This is a genomic window from Bradyrhizobium sp. DN3 (genome assembly GCF_041357655.1).
In the GTDB taxonomy this organism is placed as follows: domain Bacteria; phylum Pseudomonadota; class Alphaproteobacteria; order Rhizobiales; family Xanthobacteraceae; genus Bradyrhizobium.
The window spans coordinates 215,888-234,696 of sequence record NZ_JAULLN010000012.1; the positions used below are offsets into that span (position 1 = coordinate 215,888).

The window sequence follows — 18,809 nt, forward strand, 5'->3', positions numbered from 1 at the left end:
CAGCAGAGCTCCATAAGTCGAGTTCGGCACCCCCCATCTGTAAGATATGTGGCGCTTCGCGGCCCAGCGGAAACCGCGTCGCGCCGCGTAGCGTTCTCAACGGCAAAACAAGGAGACGATGCATTTTGGCTCTAGAGGATCGCTGGCACGGGGCTAGACTGCATTTGTTGTCAATGAGCATTTTGAACCCGGAGGGCCGCCGGCAGTATCGTCGGCGCCTCCTTCAAGGAGAAGCGGATGAGGATTGGGCTGCCCTTTGTCGCGACCAGCGTCCGGGCCACGTCGCGGCTTGTGTAGCGGGCCGTACTCCGCGGGAGAGCGTCAATGCGTGATTGGAAGAGCGAACTCGATGCGCTCGTCGCTGAAGCGATGGCTTTCGCCGGATCGCTGAAGGTGGAGATCGGGCAGCCCCGGCCTCAACTGAAAGAAGTCATCGACCGGGATCGCGTCAGCCTGCCCGACTATGGTGGCAGCGAACGCGATCAAATTAGGAAGCGGGTCGAGAGCTTCAAAGCGCACCAAGAGCGCTTCATGCGCGAGCGCGAGGAATATGCCAATTCGCTGCTGCGCCGGATCAGGCCGATCACCAAAGCTTAGAAGAGTTCGTTGAACCTTTTCACGAGCCCGCAGGCCGCTTTAGTTATGCAGCTCAAGCAGTGCTCGAGGGCAAACCTGTGGGCCGAGAGTTTTCCGCCATTTCGGTCATTGATAAGCTGACCCTAGACTTGCGGACCTCTCGAACCGGCGCATTCCGGAGAGGTAAAGTTCCCAGGCTCTCGTGGTGCCAGGGTTTTTCCGCCGCACATGTGCCCCCATTATGCTAAAAAGAGGCGTTCTTTTCTACAAGTCGCGGGATCTTGCTCCGAACTGCGGCGTCGTCACGCTCGGGCGTTTTTTCGAAAGTGCCGATCGGCAGACGGATTGCGACCAGCTATTTGGCACACAGGTCGCGATGATATCCCGCGGCCATAACGCGAAAATTCCGCCGCGCCCTCATCTCCGGCCAGAAGCGCGGGTTGTTCGGCGCGATCACGCGCGAGGTACGCCGCCACTTGAAATTGACCCCATCATCGCAGACCTCAAGTGGATCTGGCGGCGTTACGATTGCCGAAAGCTGGCCAGTCTCGCAACTTCGACATTGCAAAGCGGCGATTGGGCCGATCCCGACGGCGCCGACGTTAAGAATTCTTTGAGAGCACGTTCATCTTGAGAACGCCGAACGAGCGTCAGACTTCCGCCCGGCCTCCGAAAAGAGGCCGGACTGTTTCGCCACAAACAGCTCTCGCAAATCCCGAACGATTTGAATCGGATGCTAACGCTTCACCGTGGCCGCTGTTCGCAGAAAACCTCAGCCACAGTTGCCAACCAGAGCTTTGTGGGGCGTACGCGCTGGCTTCAGTCGGTGTCGGCGCTGCCACCATTTGCCGAATCGTCAATAATCGCTTTGGACGGGGCCGTGCCGGTGGTGCCGGTCGTACCCTTAGTCCCCTTAGTTGATTTTATGCCCACCTTTCCGCCCACGGAGCCGGGGTGCGCGCTCAAAACCTCATCATCGATCTTGGTGCCCTGTGTTTTCTTGCCTTGCAAGCCGCTGTGGGGCTTCGTGGACTCGGAAGGAAGTGCTTGCGCGAGGACAGGGCCGACAAGCAGGGCCGAAAGGGCGCATGCGATGGCAGAGGTTTTCACTAAGTTCATCCAAATCTCCTGGATTGCTTCGCGATGAGACGATTCGGTGACTTCCCGCCATTCGCATGCACCGGACCGATCGCATCGCATAAGATGGTGCGAATGGCGCGGGGTGCATCAATCTGCTTCGTGTGGTCATCGTGTAGGGATTTCGGGGCAATTTCGCGGAAATGCCCACCGCATATGCGGCGAGACGCAACCCGCACGGCAACGTGCGGAGGGCGACGTGGCGGTGCTTTGCTGAAGCCTTGGTCTCACCTTCGGATCAATCCAAGAGGCTCGCCTTTTCTATGGCGGCGGACAAAGGGAAGCTTGGCTAGGTTTCGCGGAAATCATGCTCAAGAAAGAACCTAAACCGCGATGGTGATTGATCCTTTGGCGCGCTGCCTTCGCGAGCCCCTTCATCTTCTCAGTCTGCCGCCAGGTAGATCACATTCCATGACGCCGGCTTGAGCCTCGCCTGCAACCTCCCGCGGTCAAAGGCCACGCTTTGCAAGGGCGCCGGCTTGACCTTGTCCGGCGTATTCTCGGTATTTGCTGCCATCAGATCATCGTGCCGGAGCTCGAGCCGCTCGTGAACTGTCAGGGGACCGAAGCTTCTGGCCTCGACGCTCACCTCCATCTCCTGCTTCAGATCACGATTGAGCAGAAAGAGCGACAAGCCGCCGCCTTGTTCGGCGACTGCCGCTATTTTGAGATACGGCACGTCAGGCACTGGAAAGGTCTCGGCCGGTCTACCGTCAGGATTGTTGTGCGACGCACAGTAAGCCTCCGACTCGACTTGTGCGCGCAAAATCCTGCCCCGACCAAAGCGGCTCATATGCGCAAAAGGAAAGAAGATGGTTTGGCGCCACGCACCTGCGCCTGTCTTGGTCATGATCGGCGCGATGACGTTCACGAGTTGCGCCAGGCAGGCAACTTTCACCCGATCGGCGTGATTTAGCAGGGAAATGCAGGCGCCGCCGAAGGCGAGCGCGTCCTCCATCGTATAGATTTCCTCAAGGATGGGTGGTGCCACTGGCCAGCGGTCCACCACCGGGGCAACCTCGTTGCGCGTTCGATACCAGACGTTCCATTCGTCGAAGCTCAGCATAAGACGCTTTTTGGAGCGCCGCTTGGCCGCAACCGCATCAGCTAGGACGACGACCTCATCGATGAAGCTGTCCATCAGGTCGGTGCTCGCGAGAAACGATGCGGTGTCCTGACTGTAATTCTCGAGATAAGTATGGATTGAAATGTAGTCGACGTAATCGAAGGTGTGTTCGAGGACCGTTTCTTCCCATTGGCCAAAGCTAGGCATGTTGCGCAACGATGAGCCGCACGCCGCAAGCTCGATGGTAGGGTCCACCCACCGCATCATCTTGGCCGCCTCTCTTGCAACTGCCCCGTAAGCGGCGGCGCTCTTTTGCTCTATCTGCCAGGGCCCGTCCATCTCATTGCCGAGGCACCACAGCTTGATCCCATGGGGCGTCTGCCAGCCGTGCTTGCGGCGGAGCTCCGACCACGCAGTTCCCCCGGGATGGTTGCAGTATTCGACCAGATTGCGAGCAGCGTCGCCGCCGCGGGTCCCCAGATTGACGGCCATCATCGGCGCGACATCGGCGGCCCTGCACCAGTCCATGAATTCATTGGTGCCGAAGCTGTTCGGCTAGGTGCTGAACCAGGCCAAGTCGAGGCGCGCAGGCCTCGTCTCCAGTGGCCCAACGCCGTCCTCCCAATTGTATCCGGAGACAAAATTGCCGCCAGGATATCGAACGAGGGTCGGGCCGAGCTCCTTCACCAGCGCCAGCACGTCCTTCCGAAAACCTCTCTCGTCTGCGCTCGGATGGCCGGGCTCGTAGATGCCACCATAGACGCATCGGCCCAGATGTTCGATGAAAGCACCAAACAGACGAGGGTCCGTGTGACCAATGGTGAAGTCGCGGTCGATCAGAACTTTGGCTTTTCTCATGTTCTTCTCGGGTGGCCTGAGGCTGATGACGGTTACGAAGGTGTGCGAAAGAAACGAATCAAGATTCGTGCCGTTTGCGCGGAGAAAACTCCATTAAGCCGATCCGCATCTAGGATTTGCGGAGCGCGAGCCTTCCGCGGCAGCGACGTCGTGGACTGGAAAGAGCCTGCAAGGAAGTCGGATCTCCGACGACGATCCGCGTCGATCAGGGCAGCGAGTTCGGGTCGCGCAATCTTGACCTGCGGGCTTACCAGCGCGGCGTCTCGCCGGACTTCTCGCAGCGCGGCAAGCCAAACGACAATTGCTGGTCCGTTTTTACCTTGGCGGAGGCCCTGTCGCCGCAGGAAAAGTCAAACCAAGCAAATTAGGTCTGGGCCCGACCGCCGCTCGTACGGATAGGCCAATGGTTGGCCTTTGGGGCTCTCGGCGCCGTCTGCCCATCCAGGCTCGCAAGGGCTATCGACGGTTGCAAGCTCGCCCGAAGCCAAAAAACCCTGGCATTCCTGCCAGGGTTTTGCATGTCATCGACACTTTGAGAGGCTTGATCAGAAGTCCATACCGCCCATGCCGGCGCCCGGAGGCATCGCAGGACCGGCCGTGGCCTTCTTCGGCAGCTCGGCAACCATCGCTTCCGTCGTGATCAGCAGCGCTGCCACCGAGGAGGCGTTCTGGACCGCGATGCGCACGACCTTGGTCGGGTCAATGATGCCCTTGGAGACAAGGTTGCTGTACTCGCCTGTCTGCGCATCGAAGCCATAAGAGTACTGCTCGTTCTCGAGAACTTTGCCGACCACGATCGAACCGTCTTCACCGGCGTTGATCGCGATCTGGCGGGCTGGCCAGGACAGGGCCTTGCGCACGATCTCGACGCCGGTCTTCTGGTCGTCGTTCTTGGTGCGCAGGCCCTTGAGCTGCTCGGAGGCCCGGAGCAGGGCGACGCCGCCGCCCGGCAGGATGCCTTCCTCGACTGCCGCGCGGGTCGCGTGCATCGCGTCATCAACGCGATCCTTGCGCTCCTTTACCTCGACCTCGGTCGCGCCGCCGACGCGGATCACCGCGACGCCACCCGCGAGCTTGGCGAGACGCTCCTGGAGCTTCTCACGGTCATAGTCCGAGGTGGTCTCCTCGATCTGCGCCTTGATCTGGGCCACGCGCGCGTCGATGTCGGCCTTCTTGCCGGCGCCGTTGACGATCGTGGTGTTCTCCTTATCGATCATCACCTTCTTGGCGCGACCGAGCATGTTGAGCGTGACGTTCTCGAGCTTGATGCCGAGATCTTCCGAGATCGCCTGGCCGCCGGTCAGGATCGCGATGTCCTGCAGCATGGCCTTGCGGCGATCGCCGAAGCCGGGAGCCTTGACGGCCGCGACCTTCAGGCCGCCGCGGAGGCGGTTCACGACCAGGGTCGCGAGGGCTTCGCCTTCGACGTCCTCGGCGACGATGACCAGCGGCTTGCCGGTCTGCACCACGGCCTCGAGCAGCGGCAGCAGCTCGTTGAGCGAGGAGAGCTTCTTCTCGTTGATGAGGATGTAGGCGTCGTCCATCTCAACGCGCATCTTGTCGGCGTTGGTGACGAAGTAGGGCGAGATGTAGCCGCGGTCGAACTGCATGCCCTCGACGACGTCGAGCTCGGTCTCTAGCGACTTGGCCTCCTCGACCGTGATCACGCCCTCGTTGCCGACCTTCTTCACGGCGTCGGCGAGGAACTTGCCGATCTCGGCATCGCCGTTGGCGGAAATGGTGCCGACCTGGGCGATCTCCTCGTTCGAAGTGACCTTCTTCGAGTTCTTCTGGAGATCCGCGACGACGGCTTCGACCGCGAGGTCGATACCGCGCTTCAGGTCCATCGGGTTCATACCGGCGGCGACCGACTTGGCGCCTTCACGGACGATCGCGGCGGCCAGGACGGTCGCTGTGGTGGTGCCGTCGCCGGCAGCATCCGCCGCCTTCGAAGCCACCTCGCGCACCATCTGGGCGCCCATGTTCTCGAACTTGTCCTCAAGCTCGATGTCCTTGGCGACGGCAACGCCGTCCTTGGTGATGCGAGGCGCGCCGAACGACTTGTCGAGCACCACGTTGCGGCCCTTCGGACCGAGCGTAACCTGCACGGCATTGGCGAGGATGTCGACACCGCGCAGCATGCGGTCTCGCGCGTCTACTCCGAATTTGACTTCTTTGGCTGACATAAAGAATTCCCTCAGTTCTTATTTTCTCATCCTTCAGCGCGCCCGATGGGCGCTCGTCAGGGGTGAGCTGTGCGAGCGCTGGGTTAGGCGGCTTTCTTCTTGGAAAACACATCGGTGAGAACGCCCATGATGTCGCTCTCCTTCATGATCAACAGGTCCTGCCCGTCGATCTTGACCTCGGTGCCGGACCACTTGCCGAACAGCACGCGGTTGCCGACCTCGATGTCGATCGGAATCAGCTTGCCGGTCTCATCGCGGCCGCCCGGGCCAACTGCAATGACTTCGCCCTGCGAGGGCTTTTCCTTGGCTGTGTCCGGAATGATGATGCCACCGGCGGTCTTCTCATCGGCGTCGATGCGCTTGACCACGACGCGGTCGTGAAGCGGACGGAAATTCATACAGGACTCCTGAGCGATTGAACAAGTTGGAGATTGGCACATTGTGACCAGCCCAATTATAGCAAGAGTCAGGCCAGAAATGAGCTGAAGATCCATGCCTGCAGTTCTGTTGAATCGTTGCCTGGCCTGCGCGTGTCTTTGTCCGGAAGCAAACGCCCTTAGGTACACAGCCTGCCAAGCTGTTGCGAAAATGACATTGCGTTTCGTCGAAACACCCGGATTAAGCCTAGAGTTCCTTAACATTGCACCGGCGGCCGTTACACCGATCGAAGCGCCGCGTGTTTCGACGACGGCGGCCGGGCTGCACATGATTGCTTCGTCTGACGGCAGCATCTAACAGCTGACGCCGCCGAAGCGTGCGGTGCACAAGACTCATCGAAGAGCGGCGCTCGATGAATCTGACGTAGCCGCGCATAATAACAAGTATGCCAACTATCTCGAAAACTCAGGCGATGTTTCCTGTAAAAGGCGGCGGCAAGAGAGGCCATCATCGGATTGTATCGAATTGTCGATGTCCAGCCGTGGCACGGTCGCTCAAAACCTGTTGCATTTACCCCGATCGTTCGTAGACCGATAGTGATCGAAGAGATCTGCGACGATCGGCGAGGAGCTTGCTTGCGCAGCAACGCTGCGTCGGAGCTTTGATCGCGTACGCTCTTCTCCGAAGGACAGATGATTCCGAGGAAGGGATCGCCCGGAGCTGCAAATTGCGTCAGCGAATCTGTGATGGCGACCGTCAGTCGGCAGAGCACATTTCGCGCAACTGTGATCGAGGTGATTGGCTATTGCCGCGCACGAGAGATCACTCTGCCCGGCACGCCCCAGGGAGAATAGCCGACAGGTGACATTCGAGCGAAGCCGATCTTTCCGCTGCCCCAAAAGGCGAACCGGAGACGACGATCTGGCTCACAGTTGGCGCATCTCCCGAGACTGGGTAGGGCAGTCGCTGCACCTCCCGGTCCGACAGGCTTTCCCTTTTGATGTCGATGGCATCCAAATAGCCGTCATGGATCAAGGGGACTGACGGGCATATGAATTATATACGTTGATATACGTTGTACCGGCGCGTCTGCCGTGTGATTGCGGCTTCAAGGACGAAATTCACCCGATCTCCGCGCCAAATGGAAAAAGCACCTGTGTCGTCTGTAGAAGTACACCAGCATATTGTCTCACTTCTTCAGAAGCCGAATCCCGTCATCCTGGATATCGGCTGCAATGACGGGACCGATACGCAACAGTTTCTCAACCTGTGCCCGCAAGCTCAACTCTACTGCTTTGAGCCGGACCCCAGAGCGATCGAGCGCTTCAAGAAGAAGCTAGGCCCATCCCTCAATAGGGTGAAGCTGCTTGAAATCGCCATCAGTGATCGAAACGGGATGATCGACTTCCATCCAAGCAATGCAGATGGTGATGCGAAGGAATGGGACCTCTCCGGCTCAATACGCCGCCCGAAGAATCATCTTACCGAGTATGATTGGGTTCGGTTCGATCGCCCTGTCTCGGTTGAAACGCGGCGGCTGGACGACTGGTGCAGCGAAGCCAAGCTGAATACGGTCGATTTCATCTGGATGGATGTCCAGGGAGCCGAAGCCGATGTTATCGCGGGCGGCATGCAGACCTTGAGCAACACGCGCTTCATCTACACGGAATATAGCGACCGCGAGCTCTACGAAGGGCAGTTGCCCCTGCAAGCCATTCTTGACCTGTTACCATCGTTCGAAGTGGCGGCCCACTATCCCCGCGCAGTGGAAGGTGATGTTTTGCTCAAAAATACACGCTTCTAGTGGCTACTCATATCGAGCGCCTCATTCATCGCTGGAAGACCTGACGAGCGCGCTTATGCCGCCCAAAGCTGCACAACGGGTGATCATTAAGGCGAGCGGATATCGGTGGCCGGACGGGCACTCCGGTTTCCGGTTGCCATTGCAGACCCCCGAGCGAGCACTAACGCTTTCGCTGGAGATCGGCCGATGACATTCGAGCGATCGAGACCCGCGCGATCGAGGTGATCCGCCACGCGGATCACTTCACCGCATCGCTGTTCCTCGGGCGCGGTCAATACCGCGTCGGCGGTCCACTGTTCTTGCGGCGATGCAAGCCGCCCGCGAGATCGAGCAAGACCCGGCGGCGCATAACCGCCGCGCGCTTGTGTACGCCATCGCGCCCGACGGTCACGCCACCTTGCTGACCGCCGCGCTGATCGCAAAACTGCTTTCCCTCAAATCGTAAGGACGTCCGTTTTAGCCCGCACACTGGAGCTATTACAACGAAATACTGCCGGCCTTTTTCAACGGAATCGGCCAGTAGCAGACTCATGCATCGCTGCAGCAAAGAGCATCTCTATTCGATCACATCGTCGGCGCGGACGAGCAACGAAGGCGGCACGGTGAGGCCGAGCGCCTTTGCAATCTTCAAGTTGATCACCAATTCGAATTTGGTTGGCCTCTCTACCGGCAACTCGGAAGGTTTGGTCCCTCTTAATATCTTGTCCACGTAACTGCCCGCGCGGCGCATCAGATCGCCTACGTCGGCCCCGTATACCGACAATCCGCCATTGGCATATTGTCGGAACATGTAGTTTGCCGGCAGATGATACTTCGCCGCCAGCGCGATTATTCGCGGAGCCTCGACATAGGTGAGCGAATCGCCAAAATCCACTATCGCATCGGCCTGTTGGGCGGCGGCCGAGGCAAAGGCGACGTCGAGGTCGTCGGCCTTGGTCGCCTCAACTATCAGCAGAACGATACCGAGCTGACGGATAATGCCGGATATCTTCTCCGCCAAGTATGGCCGTGTCATTGGATTGTCCGGATTGATCAAGAGCGCGATTTTCGAGGCGCCGGGTACGAGTTCCCGAAGGATTTCGAGACGTTTTGCGAGGAAATCATCGGGTACATTGGTCGTAAAACCCGTTATGTTGCCACCGGGTCGCGACAGGCTTTGCACGAGGCCCAGCCGCACAGGATCGGCTATCCCTACGAATACAATCGGAATGCTCGAAGTCGCCGATTTCAGGGCCAGGGCTGCCTGAGGTCCCGCTGCAAAGAGTACATCCGGATTGAAGGCAACTAGGTCGGCAGCGGAAGCTGGCACTCGATCCGGGGGGTGGGAAAAGCGATACTCGATTGCAAGGTTTTTTCCCTCCACCCACCCGAGACTTCGCAGCGTTTCAAGGAACACACGCTCCGCCTGATTGAGGGCCTGCCCGCTCCCGTCGCCTATGGCAAGAAAACCAAGTCGACGGCGAGCCCTCTGAGCCCCCGCATGCCTCGGCGAAGCGAGCAGCGCCGCAGTAGCCGCTATGAACTCCCGCCGCTTCATTCGATCGATCCTCATCGCAGCTTGAGGACGATGGAGGACGGGTATCACGTTCGGTGGTCGCATGAACTGCGATGCTGCGTCGCAAATGCGACGTGTGGCCCAGGCCGGCAACAACGCCGCTCGGCCGCTTCCGAGGCGGCGCCATTACATCGCATTACTGCTGCCTTTTTCAACGGAATCGGCCATTTGCGGAAGTCGAGCACTGAAGTTTTTGAGCTTCAATCGCAGAGCTCACCGGCAGGCTTGATCGGAACGGCAGCTAGCGCCGGCCTCCTTTGCAATGCTTACGCTGGGGAAGGAACTTCCCAAACCCTTGGGATATTCCTGTTATGCACAGCACTCCTCACATATACCTTCGTTTGTGTTGACAATCTCAAAAAAAGTTTGGGCGAGAGTCGCAAACCGAACCGACATTCCCGTTTCTCTTAACCCAAAGTCGGGTCGGGGCTAACTCAAGGCTCATCCAAAATCTGATCGAACACAGAGCGTGAGCTCTCGTGACGCAAGCGAGCGTTGCGAGGAATGCTTTCGCTTGAGAAAGGGAATGTTGCGTGAGTGAAAGCGAAATGAAATTGACGCCGAACGGAACGAATGTTTTCGGGATGCCATGGTTGGATTTCTCGAAGGCCGCCTTGCCGGGCGTGGGGCGCGAGCTTGCCGAGCAAGGCCTCGCCCGCGCACGGGAAGGCTGCGAGAAGATCAAGGCCGCCTCGGAAGAGATGGCGGAGGCGCTGCGCGAGACCTATTCGAGCAATGCGAGATGCACGACCGACTACGGGCTCAAGGTGCTCGAAATCTCAAACGCCAATGCCGCTTCTGCGCTCGATTTCTTCGTCCATCTGTTCGGCAGCAAGTCAGCGACCGATGTCTATACCTTGTCGGCGGCGCAAGCGCGCAAGGCGTTCGACACCGCCTCCGACCAGAACAAGAAATTGTGGGCGCTTGCCCAGAAGCTCGCGACGGAAACGGGTGAGCCGATCAGGAAGCACTTCACCAGGGTTCTCCACCAAGGCGCCGGCTAAAAAAGCGCGCTCAATTTCACATCCAGATTCGTTTGAGGAGGGATCCGGCCGGTTGGAGCACGCCGAGCTGAGCGAGCACGCCCCCCACTGCCCCATGCTCGATCAACAAGTTGCGCGATGCCCCCCAAGTACCCCGCACCGACAAGAGGCGCATTCCAACCGGCCGGTGCTTTTCTGCAAACCAGAACAAAGACAAATCGCAAGGGAGGGCAACATGGGAATGGTCATGGTCAAATGTCCGCAAACCGGACACGCGATTCCCACCGGTATCCAGATTGATCGCGAGAACTTTGGGCGCCGCGCGGTGTTTTTCTCGCGCACCCGTTGTCCGATCTGCCGCACCGATCACGCGTGGTTCGCGCGGGAAGCCTGGGTCGACGAGCCGGGCATCCGGATCGCGCCGTCGTAGCGGCGGCTCCCGGCGAACGGCTTTGTTGACCTTGTCTCGATCCCGGCGGCCTTCAGACGCAAGCTGCATGACCGGCTCATGGATCTCGACCGAGACAAGGTGCGAGACATTCATGAACCCTCTATCGGCGAGCGACGTGTTCCTTACGGTCGCGATCATGAGCGCCACTTTCCTGGCCGAGGTTGGGCTATTTATTTTGATTGGAATGCTTTGAAAGGAGCGCGCGATCTGGGCAGCGCGCCGCCGATGCGAGGTCTAGGACTCCGCAAGCTTCAACAGCGGGGGAAAAGCAGACATCACCCGAGGTCGCAGAAGGGCCATTTTCGGACTCATGCACCGCGTCAAAGTGAACCCTCATTCGATCACCTCATTGGCCTGCAACAGCATCGAGGTCGGTAGATCAAGGCCAAGCGCCTCAACTGTCCTCAGGTAGACGTTCAGCTCTGAGGAGTTCCCTCGATCGCGAACCGGGCCGGGCGGTATCAAAGAACCGAAACACGTTCTCGAGCAGCCTTGCGGGTGGTGCCGAAAGGCGCGATGATGTTGCACCGGGCGCAATACCGGCGAATGTTCAACGAGTGTCCTGCTTCGTCCTGCAGTTAAGTAAATGCCGGGAGGGGTCGATGGTACTCGTTGGCAAGCACGCGGTTGTGGTGGGCGCGGGAATGGGCGGTCTTTTAGCCGCACGCGCTTTGGCGGATCATTTCGACGAAGTGACCATACTTGAGCGTGACGCGCTTCCGGATTCGGCTGATACGCGCAAAGGCGTACCGCAAGGACGGCATACGCACGGATTGCTTGCCCGCGGGCGCGATGTACTCGAGCAGTCGTTTCCCGGGTTTACTGAGGAAATAATCGCTCAGGGAGCGGTACCTGCGGACATCGTCAACGATGGGCTTTGGTTCAATTACGGCGTCTATCTTCACAACGCCCCCAGCAAGATGGTTGGGCTCGGGGTGAGCCGACCCACGCTGGAAGGCTTCGTGCGACGGCGGCTCCTTCAACTACCCAACATTCGGGTGCAGGAGCGTCGTGACGTTGTGGAGCCGGTGTTTGATCGCCCCTCAGGCCGCGTGACCGGTGTTCGCGTCCAGTCAAAAAATGGCTCAGGCGACAAGGAAATCCTGGAAGCCGATCTCGTCGTTGATACAAGCGGTCGCGGGTCAGCAAGCCCCACATGGCTCAATGCGTTTGGTTTCGCAAAACCGCCGGAGGAGCAGGTCACTGTCAATCTCGGCTATGTCTCCCGCTTCTGTCGTCTCAAGCCCGAACATATGGAGAATTACCTGCATGGCAGGAAGTTCGTTCTTATGGGAGCGTGCTTGCCTGATTTTCGCTTCGGTGCCCTTCTGCCACAGGAGGGCGAACGTTGGACCGTGACATTAGGCGGTTACATGGACGATCAAGCACCACTGGATGATGCTGGTTTCCTTGAGTTTGCACGTGGCTTGCAAAAGCCGGAAATATTTAACGTGATCCGGAATGCGGAGCCGCTTACTCCGCTCACGCCATACAAGTTTGTTTCGAACACACGACGCCACTACGAGAAACTGACTCACTTTCCGGAAGGCTATCTGGTGTATGGCGACGCCTTGTGCAGCTTCGATCCGGTCTATGGTCAGGGAATGACGGTAGCTTGTGTGGAATCGCTGGCCTTGCGCGAGTGCCTGGCAAAAGGAACACAAGGAATTGCTCGCCGCTTCTTCCAGATGGCCAGTCGGGTCATTGAAACTCCCTGGCAAATCGCCGTGGGCAGTGATTTGCAAAACCCGCGCGTTGAGGGCAAGCGGACGGCGCAGGTGCGCTTTGTCAACTGGTACATAGCGAAGTTTTACCGAGCGGCACAACGTGACGCCGCGCTGGCAACCAGGTTCCTGGAAGTGGCCAACCTTATGCAACAGCCAACCGCGTTGCTAAGCCCAGCGAACGCGCTGAAAGTGTGGAATGGAAGTCGGGACATGCAGCATCCTGACCTTGGTCAGGGGCGCCAAGCCGCCTAGCCACGGTGGCGACATGTCTCAATCGACACCCTTGTTCAGTCGCGCGCCCACAGGCAGCATCGCGAGGCGTTAGTACTCAATCTCAATGTACGGTGCGGTCCCGTTAGGTTGCGTAAGCGCAGTTGCAACTGCGTGGCGACGGCAGCGAAGTACGCATCCGTCCCGAGCTGGGCGGACTTGGTGCGCGCCGCCCGGGGAGGCGAGTGGCCCATGTCGCAAGTGGGTCAATCGCGTCGGTTTGGCTCTCGGATGCGAACTTCGGGCCTACCCCTGTGAACCGACATGTAGCTGCACTGCGTCAACGGAAGCGATAGGCCGGGAGCGGACATTCCATACTGCGCGGTTGACGGGATTAAAATGAGATCAGCATTTCCCCGGCACGCAATCACGGCGGTAGGCCCATGATGCGGCAAGCTCGCGCTATCCTTTCGATGTGTTCCTGCTTATAAATTCTAGCGAGCTTGGGAACGAGTGTAGAGACGCGCAGAGTCGGTTTCGCTTGCAGCAGGCGCGCCCCGATCATCCGGGCTTCCTCAACCCTTCCAGACATTGCCTGGCATATCGCCAGAATAAATTGTCCGTTTAGATAGTTGGGCCGGTGCAGCACAGCCGACTTGCCCCATGATGACCCTTCCTCGTATCGACCTGTCAAGAAATGCGTAGCCGCTATTCCGGTCTGCATCAGAAAAAGAAACGGATCCATGGGGCTTAAACGCACCCCGGCATGGAATTGCTTGAGCGCCGCCTCTATTTCGCCGCGGCGTATGTGTTCCCAGCCAATAGTGTACCGTGCGACAGCCAGATTGGGGTTAAGCTCATGCGCTCGGAAGACGAGGGCCACGCCATCGTCTATCTCATACAGTACAGCGGCAATTGCCTGCCCAACCCTCACGAGTACAGTCGGATCATCCTTATCGAGCTCAATGGCGCGACTTGCCAATCGTCGGGTGTCGTTAAATTCCTGATCCGCGTCGATCGTCCAGCCGAAGACCTTTCGTTGCAGATAACAATAAGCACCAAGCGCGTATGCTGCGGCCAATCCGGGATCGATCTCGACAGCAAGCCGGGTCAGTCTGAGGGCTTCAATGTTTTGTTCGCGGGTGAATTGATAGAAGCTCGAGAGTGCACGAAGATAGTAGTCGTAGGCCTGAAGATTTTCGGTTGGCTTGCGTTTTGCGCGCTCTATCTCGGCCCGCTCCAATTGAGGAAAGAGTGCGCCAATCACGCTGCTCGTCACTTGGTCCTGCAGATCGAAGATATCGTTGAGTTGGCTGTCGAAGCGGTCCGCCCAAAGATGGGCGCCCGTCGTGGCCTCGATCAACTGCCCGGAAATGCGAACTCGGTCGCCGGATTTGCGCACACTGCCTTCGAGTACATACCGGACGCCTAGCTCGCGCCCGACCTGCCTGACGTCGATAGCCTGGCCCTTATAGATAAAAGAGGATTGTCGCGCGATGACGAACAGCGATTTAGACCGTGAAAGGCCGGTGATGATATCCTCAACCATGCCATCGGCGAAATACTCCTGCTCCGGATCCGAGCTCAGGTTAGTGAATGGAAGAACGGCCAACGACGGCTTGTCGAGGACCGGGAGGGTGGGTTTTGGCGCTTCCCTGTCGGCTTCGATGACCGGCAAGGTAGAGGCGCTGTGAGCTTCCTGTACCGCACCAATAAAGCGGAAGCCCTTCCTCGGCAGGGTCTTAATGAGCCGCTGCTTTTCGCCGGAATCGCCGATCGCCGATCGAGCTGCATTTAGGTGGGTCGTCAGGGCTGCATCGGAGACGACGCGCCCGTCCCATATGGCCTTGATGAGGTCATCCTTGCTGACGACGCGCTCTCTGTTGTTGATCAGGTAGGCGAGGAGGTCGAACACCTGAGGCGCGAGGGGACGAAATTAGCCCCGCGATGCAGCTCCCGCCGGTCAGTGTCGAATACGTACTCCTCGAAGAGGTAGCGCAAGCTGCCACTCCGCAAAAAGATCTGCGCCGCACAGAGGCGTCGCCTCGATTCAAAAGAATAAGCCGTCGGTAAGGAAAATGTAAGCCGCACGTCAAGCGTGTCCGACGGCATCCTGGCACGCTCACTCGGCAGAAACAAGCCGAGGGGAGCTGCCGGTGAGCACGACTTACGGCACCAGGAGGCTGCGACGGGCTGCCGCACCAACGGGTCAAGTCGCCGCCCTTTTCAAGGGCTTCTGGAGTGCATTTCAAGAATGGCGCGCACGCCGGATTGTCCGAGCAACCCTACTTGGTCTTAGCGACCGGGAGCTGGCGGATATCGGTACGACTCGGGGCGAGATCGACTACGTCGCGTCGCAGCGAAGCATCGTGAGGCAATATCGTACGACAGATCGATACGACGCCGGCACGCTTCTTCTCTTGTTGCTCTGCACCGCGCTTAACTTCGTACCGGTATACGGAGCCAAAGCGCAATGTACAGCGCAGGACGTTTTGCGCAATCGCCTGTTGCTTAGTACGGCCGCGGCGGCTCCCGACCCGCAGGATCCGATTAGCTCCGCCGCCGATGTTCCAATCTGGAAGACGATTGCAATAGGGACGTTCAGGGATCCGGTCGCGCTTCGCGACGCAATGAGCGCAATGGGTTGCGGCGTCGGAAACTCGGCCGCGGAGCTCCTTGCTCGACCAGCCTTCACAGTGAGCGGCAACAAGGCCGACCTCGATCTCGTTATCGTCTCGGCGGCCCAACTCGGGATTCAGAGCGAGACGGTACCGCTACGGAAAATGTATGCGCACGCACAACGACGGGGTCTCGGCCTCGCACCCGCCGAAGTCGCTCCGCAACTCCGGCTTCAGTATTTGGATCAACCAATCGGAGAGTTCCTCATTATCGCGATGGAGCCGATTCGGACGTGGTCGGATGATCCGGTCAACTTGACGGTGGCCAACGGCGGTGCAGGGCTCATTCTCATTGGTCAGGATGGCCACGACGATTCCGAAGTCCCAGCAATGTCCCGTTTTGTATTCGTGCGGCCCCATGACAACGCGCCTGCGGAAGCAGCACTCCTCCATGACTAACCTTCTAGACCTTCGTTGTGGGCACCGACCCTGATGGAGACTCCAATGCTTCGCCTGCTCGTTAATTTGGCCGCAGCGTCCTATATGTTGATCAGCGTTGACGCCGCCCATTCAGACGATGTCAAGCGCGTCACTGCAAACGGGGCTGAGCTTTACTATGTGGAAGTAGGTCAGGGCGAGCCGGTCATATTCGTCCACGGCGGGCTCCAAGACTACCGAATGTGGCTGGCACATCTTCCCAAGTTCGCTGATCGCTATCGGGCGATCGCCTATAGCCGCCGCAACCACTTCCCAAATGAGGCAAGCCCCGAGGGCATGCCGGATGGCGCCGCGGATGCGCACGGCGAGGATCTTGCCGCGTTTGTGCGGGCTCTAGGCTTGTCGAAGGTCCGCATCGTTGCGCATTCGTCCGGCGCGCATGCGGCGCTGTTCTTTGCCGCCATACGGCCGGAAATGGTGGTCAGCCTGACGCTCAACGAACCACCGGCGACTGGAATCCTGGCCGGCGTTCCCGGCGTCGACGACATGTTGAAAGAGTGGGACAATGCCCAGGCGCCGGCAAGGCAGGCAGTTAAGGCAGGCGACGTGAAAGCCGGCATACCGCTGTTCGTGAATGCTGTCGGCGGACCGGGCGCCTATGAACGTCGTTCCAATGCCGACCAGGAGATGAACTTCGACAACGTGGCGTCATTTCAAGCCGACGCCACAACCAAACGCCCGAGGCCAGTGTTCACATGCGAAATGGCCAAGTCGATCAGTGCGCCAACGCTTTTGTCCAATGGCGAGCGAAGTCCTAAGTTCTTCTATCGAATTGTCGACCAGCTAGAGACCTGCCTACCAAACCGCGAGAGGATCATCATTGTCGGAAGTTCGCACACCGTGCCTGCAGAAGCTCCTGACGCGTACGATCAGGCTGTTCTTACGTTTATGGGCAAACATTAGCGCCGTAAGTCCGGTCTGGGTCAGGAGCGTCGGTTTGACAAACGGCTCGGCACTTCCGTTTTGTCCCGATCAGCAGACCATTTTAGGAGCCAAGCCGAACTTCGCCATAGGGCCCAGGCTGTTCTCTAATTCCGGGCGTGAGGTCAAGCTCTCCTTGAACATCCTTGCCGGGTCCATGGTTCTCTCCGCGGTAGGGGCGTGCCCTCCGCATGATGGCGTAAGATGACGCTGGCGGATCAATGTGTGAAGCGCGCTTTGCCCTTTCGAGCACCGCAAAGCCAGGGGCGATCTCACCAACGCCAGCGTCCCGGCAGGGACGTTCGCTCCCGCTGCTCGGCGGGAACTCGTTATCCTTTATGCAGGCTGATCAGCAGCATCCTTTGATGACCATTTAAATTCGGTACCATCGATCCACATCCGATGCAGAATGACAGCAAGTTTTCGGGCAACCGCAACCTTGGCTTTGCGTAGCCCGCTTCGTTTCGCAAGCCGAATGCCCCACGCTTTGAGTGCTGACCATTTTGCTACGCGTGTGAGCAGCACATTGGCCGCCTCGTAGAGGTAACTTCGCAGCATCTTATCGCCGCATTTCGAGATTCGGCCCGTCCAGTCAATCTCGCCGGATGCGTATCGGCGGGTCGTTAGCCCTGCGTAGGCTCCGACGCTTCGTGATCTCTTGAAGCGAGCGGGGTCATCGATCGTCGCAAGGAAGCAAAGGGCCGTGACCGGGCCGATGCCAGGAGCCGTCATGAACCGTCGCACCTGAGCATTGTTGCGAGCCAGCCGCAGCACCTTGCGGTCAAGGTCCACAATCTGTTGCTCGACGGCCTCGCGTGCCTTCAGCAATGGATCTACAGCGGCAAAAAGCTCTGACCGATCCCCGGCCAACTGCGCGGCACGCACAGCAAACATATTCATCTTTGCTCGTCCGATGACAAGCCCAAGATTCTTGAGGAGCCCCCGGATTTGATTTTCGATATCCCGCTTGATCTTGACGAGCAGAGCTCGACTGACGAGAAGGGCTTTGGTCGCATGACTATCGAGATCCTTGACGCAAACCTCCTTGTACCAACCACATTGCATGATACGCGCTATGCCAGCAGCGTCATTTCGGTCGCTCTTGTTGATCTGCATCTTCAGAACCGCCTTCGCATGCCTGGCGTCAATGCAGATAACGGGTAACCCGATCTTATTCAGCTCGGTCCACAGCCATGTCGACGTTGCTCCGGTCTCGAGCCCAATCCGAACGACGTGTGGCGCGTGCAATTTGATGAATGTCGCGATCGCCTCCGGGTCAGACGTAACCGCCCCTTCGCGCTCGACCTTTCCTGTCCGATCGACGATGCAGATCGAAGTCAGTTTCAGTGACACGTCTAATCCGACATAGTGCTCCATTGCCTCTCTCCGTCATTGCAAGGCCCTGAGGTAGGCCTCGTCGAGTCCTGGAGAGCTGATTCCCAGAGCCTGAGTATGGCTCCGAGTCCGGAATTACCCCATGTGTGAAAAGGCTCTGTTTGCTGTGATTCGGGCGATAAGATTCCCTGCGATTTTGCGGGGCATCTGATGAAGCGCTTTGTTGAAGGGTTGGATCGGGGGCAGAGCACGCTGTTTCCGTCGTCGCTCGATGACTATGTGAGCGGGGATAATCCGGTCCGAGCGGTCGACATATTCGTCGACGGTCTCGATCTGGATAAGCTCGGCTTCGTTGGCGTCCAGCCACTCGACACGGGGCGACCCGGCTACCATCCCGGCATGATGCTCAAGATCTACATCTACGGCTACCTCAATCGCGTGCCGTCGAGCCGACGGCTGGAGCGGGAATGCCAGCGCAATATCGAGATGATCTGGTTGACCGGGCA

15 protein-coding genes and 2 pseudogenes are annotated in these 18,809 nt (G+C 58.7%); 9 read left to right on the forward strand and 8 right to left on the reverse strand.

Annotated features, from left to right (window positions below):
• The first annotated feature begins 324 nt into the window (after window positions 1-324).
• Window positions 325-597, forward strand: a complete 273-nt coding sequence (locus AAE027_RS19730; protein WP_370987037.1) for a hypothetical protein — start codon at window positions 325-327, stop codon at window positions 595-597.
• Window positions 598-1,395: 798 nt separating this feature from the next.
• Here the strand turns inward: AAE027_RS19730 and AAE027_RS19735 are convergent.
• Window positions 1,396-1,695, reverse strand: a complete 300-nt coding sequence (locus AAE027_RS19735; protein WP_091898706.1) for a hypothetical protein — start codon at window positions 1,693-1,695, stop codon at window positions 1,396-1,398.
• Between the two features lie 400 nt (window positions 1,696-2,095).
• Window positions 2,096-3,637 (reverse strand): annotated as a pseudogene (arfA, locus tag AAE027_RS19740) (arabinosylfuranosidase ArfA).
• Window positions 3,638-3,771: 134 nt separating this feature from the next.
• On the opposite strand from arfA, the pseudogene AAE027_RS19745 reads away from it, so the two are divergent.
• Window positions 3,772-3,945: pseudogene (locus AAE027_RS19745) on the forward strand (IS3 family transposase); the annotation flags it as partial.
• A 237-nt stretch (window positions 3,946-4,182) separates the two neighbouring features.
• Here the strand turns inward: AAE027_RS19745 and groL are convergent.
• Complete coding sequence (gene groL / locus AAE027_RS19750; RefSeq protein ID WP_370987036.1) at window positions 4,183-5,823, reverse strand: chaperonin GroEL; 1,641 nt, start codon at window positions 5,821-5,823, stop codon at window positions 4,183-4,185.
• An 83-nt stretch (window positions 5,824-5,906) separates the two neighbouring features.
• Entirely contained in the window at window positions 5,907-6,221 is a 315-nt protein-coding gene (locus AAE027_RS19755; protein WP_091898696.1) for a co-chaperone GroES, read from the reverse strand.
• A gap of 1,136 nt (window positions 6,222-7,357) precedes the next feature.
• Here AAE027_RS19755 and AAE027_RS19760 point away from each other — a divergent pair.
• Together AAE027_RS19760 and AAE027_RS19765 are read left to right on the forward strand one after the other, a co-directional pair.
• Window positions 7,358-8,005, forward strand: a complete 648-nt coding sequence (locus AAE027_RS19760; protein WP_370987174.1) for an FkbM family methyltransferase — start codon at window positions 7,358-7,360, stop codon at window positions 8,003-8,005.
• Between the two features lie 307 nt (window positions 8,006-8,312).
• Entirely contained in the window at window positions 8,313-8,450 is a 138-nt protein-coding gene (locus tag AAE027_RS19765; RefSeq protein WP_370987035.1) for a hypothetical protein, read from the forward strand.
• 111 nt (window positions 8,451-8,561) lie between these two features.
• On the opposite strand, the gene AAE027_RS19770 is transcribed toward AAE027_RS19765, so the two are convergent.
• A complete protein-coding gene (locus AAE027_RS19770) occupies window positions 8,562-9,542 on the reverse strand; it encodes an ABC transporter substrate-binding protein (RefSeq protein ID WP_370987034.1) in 981 nt (326 codons plus the stop codon).
• A gap of 611 nt (window positions 9,543-10,153) precedes the next feature.
• On the opposite strand from AAE027_RS19770, the gene AAE027_RS19775 reads away from it, so the two are divergent.
• Window positions 10,154-10,564 carry a phasin family protein gene (locus AAE027_RS19775; RefSeq protein ID WP_370987033.1) on the forward strand — a complete coding sequence of 137 codons (411 nt, stop codon included), beginning with the start codon at window positions 10,154-10,156 and terminating at the stop codon, window positions 10,562-10,564.
• A 16-nt stretch (window positions 10,565-10,580) separates the two neighbouring features.
• On the opposite strand, the gene AAE027_RS19780 is transcribed toward AAE027_RS19775, so the two are convergent.
• Entirely contained in the window at window positions 10,581-11,132 is a 552-nt protein-coding gene (locus tag AAE027_RS19780; protein WP_370987032.1) for a hypothetical protein, read from the reverse strand.
• 464 nt (window positions 11,133-11,596) lie between these two features.
• On the opposite strand from AAE027_RS19780, the gene AAE027_RS19785 reads away from it, so the two are divergent.
• Window positions 11,597-12,973, forward strand: a complete 1,377-nt coding sequence (locus AAE027_RS19785) for an FAD-dependent oxidoreductase (RefSeq protein ID WP_370987031.1) — start codon at window positions 11,597-11,599, stop codon at window positions 12,971-12,973.
• Between the two features lie 385 nt (window positions 12,974-13,358).
• Here the strand turns inward: AAE027_RS19785 and AAE027_RS19790 are convergent, their stop codons facing one another.
• On the reverse strand, window positions 13,359-14,846 hold the full coding sequence (locus AAE027_RS19790; protein ID WP_370987030.1) for a winged helix-turn-helix domain-containing tetratricopeptide repeat protein: 1,488 nt from the start codon (window positions 14,844-14,846) through the stop codon (window positions 13,359-13,361).
• Between the two features lie 241 nt (window positions 14,847-15,087).
• Here AAE027_RS19790 and AAE027_RS19795 point away from each other — a divergent pair, with 241 nt between their 5' ends.
• The gene (locus AAE027_RS19795) at window positions 15,088-16,008 is read left to right on the forward strand and encodes a DUF1127 domain-containing protein (RefSeq protein WP_370987029.1); all 921 of its coding nucleotides are present in this window, start codon (window positions 15,088-15,090) and stop codon (window positions 16,006-16,008) included.
• Window positions 16,009-16,053: 45 nt separating this feature from the next.
• On the forward strand, window positions 16,054-16,950 hold the full coding sequence (locus tag AAE027_RS19800; protein ID WP_370987028.1) for an alpha/beta fold hydrolase: 897 nt from the start codon (window positions 16,054-16,056) through the stop codon (window positions 16,948-16,950).
• A gap of 354 nt (window positions 16,951-17,304) precedes the next feature.
• Here AAE027_RS19800 and AAE027_RS19805 read toward each other — a convergent pair whose 3' ends face one another.
• Complete coding sequence (locus tag AAE027_RS19805; protein ID WP_370987027.1) at window positions 17,305-18,345, reverse strand: IS110 family RNA-guided transposase; 1,041 nt, start codon at window positions 18,343-18,345, stop codon at window positions 17,305-17,307.
• 168 nt (window positions 18,346-18,513) lie between these two features.
• On the opposite strand from AAE027_RS19805, the gene AAE027_RS19810 reads away from it, so the two are divergent.
• On the forward strand, window positions 18,514-18,809 hold a 296-nt coding region (locus tag AAE027_RS19810), incomplete at its 3' end, for a transposase (protein WP_479714232.1).

What these genes read in the sequence shown, in the direction of transcription:
- AAE027_RS19805 (WP_370987027.1), bottom strand. Translation starts at nt 18,345, where the DNA reads ATGGAGCACTATGTCGGATTAGACGTGTCACTGAAACTGACTTCGATC.
- groL (WP_370987036.1), bottom strand. Translation starts at nt 5,823, where the DNA reads ATGTCAGCCAAAGAAGTCAAATTCGGAGTAGACGCGCGAGACCGCATG.
- AAE027_RS19735 (WP_091898706.1), bottom strand. Translation starts at nt 1,695, where the DNA reads ATGAACTTAGTGAAAACCTCTGCCATCGCATGCGCCCTTTCGGCCCTG.
- AAE027_RS19800 (WP_370987028.1), top strand. Translation starts at nt 16,054, where the DNA reads ATGCTTCGCCTGCTCGTTAATTTGGCCGCAGCGTCCTATATGTTGATC.
- AAE027_RS19755 (WP_091898696.1), bottom strand. Translation starts at nt 6,221, where the DNA reads ATGAATTTCCGTCCGCTTCACGACCGCGTCGTGGTCAAGCGCATCGAC.
- AAE027_RS19785 (WP_370987031.1), top strand. Translation starts at nt 11,597, where the DNA reads ATGGTACTCGTTGGCAAGCACGCGGTTGTGGTGGGCGCGGGAATGGGC.
- AAE027_RS19770 (WP_370987034.1), bottom strand. Translation starts at nt 9,542, where the DNA reads ATGAAGCGGCGGGAGTTCATAGCGGCTACTGCGGCGCTGCTCGCTTCG.
- AAE027_RS19780 (WP_370987032.1), bottom strand. Translation starts at nt 11,132, where the DNA reads ATGATCGCGACCGTAAGGAACACGTCGCTCGCCGATAGAGGGTTCATG.
- AAE027_RS19730 (WP_370987037.1), top strand. Translation starts at nt 325, where the DNA reads ATGCGTGATTGGAAGAGCGAACTCGATGCGCTCGTCGCTGAAGCGATG.
- AAE027_RS19765 (WP_370987035.1), top strand. Translation starts at nt 8,313, where the DNA reads ATGCAAGCCGCCCGCGAGATCGAGCAAGACCCGGCGGCGCATAACCGC.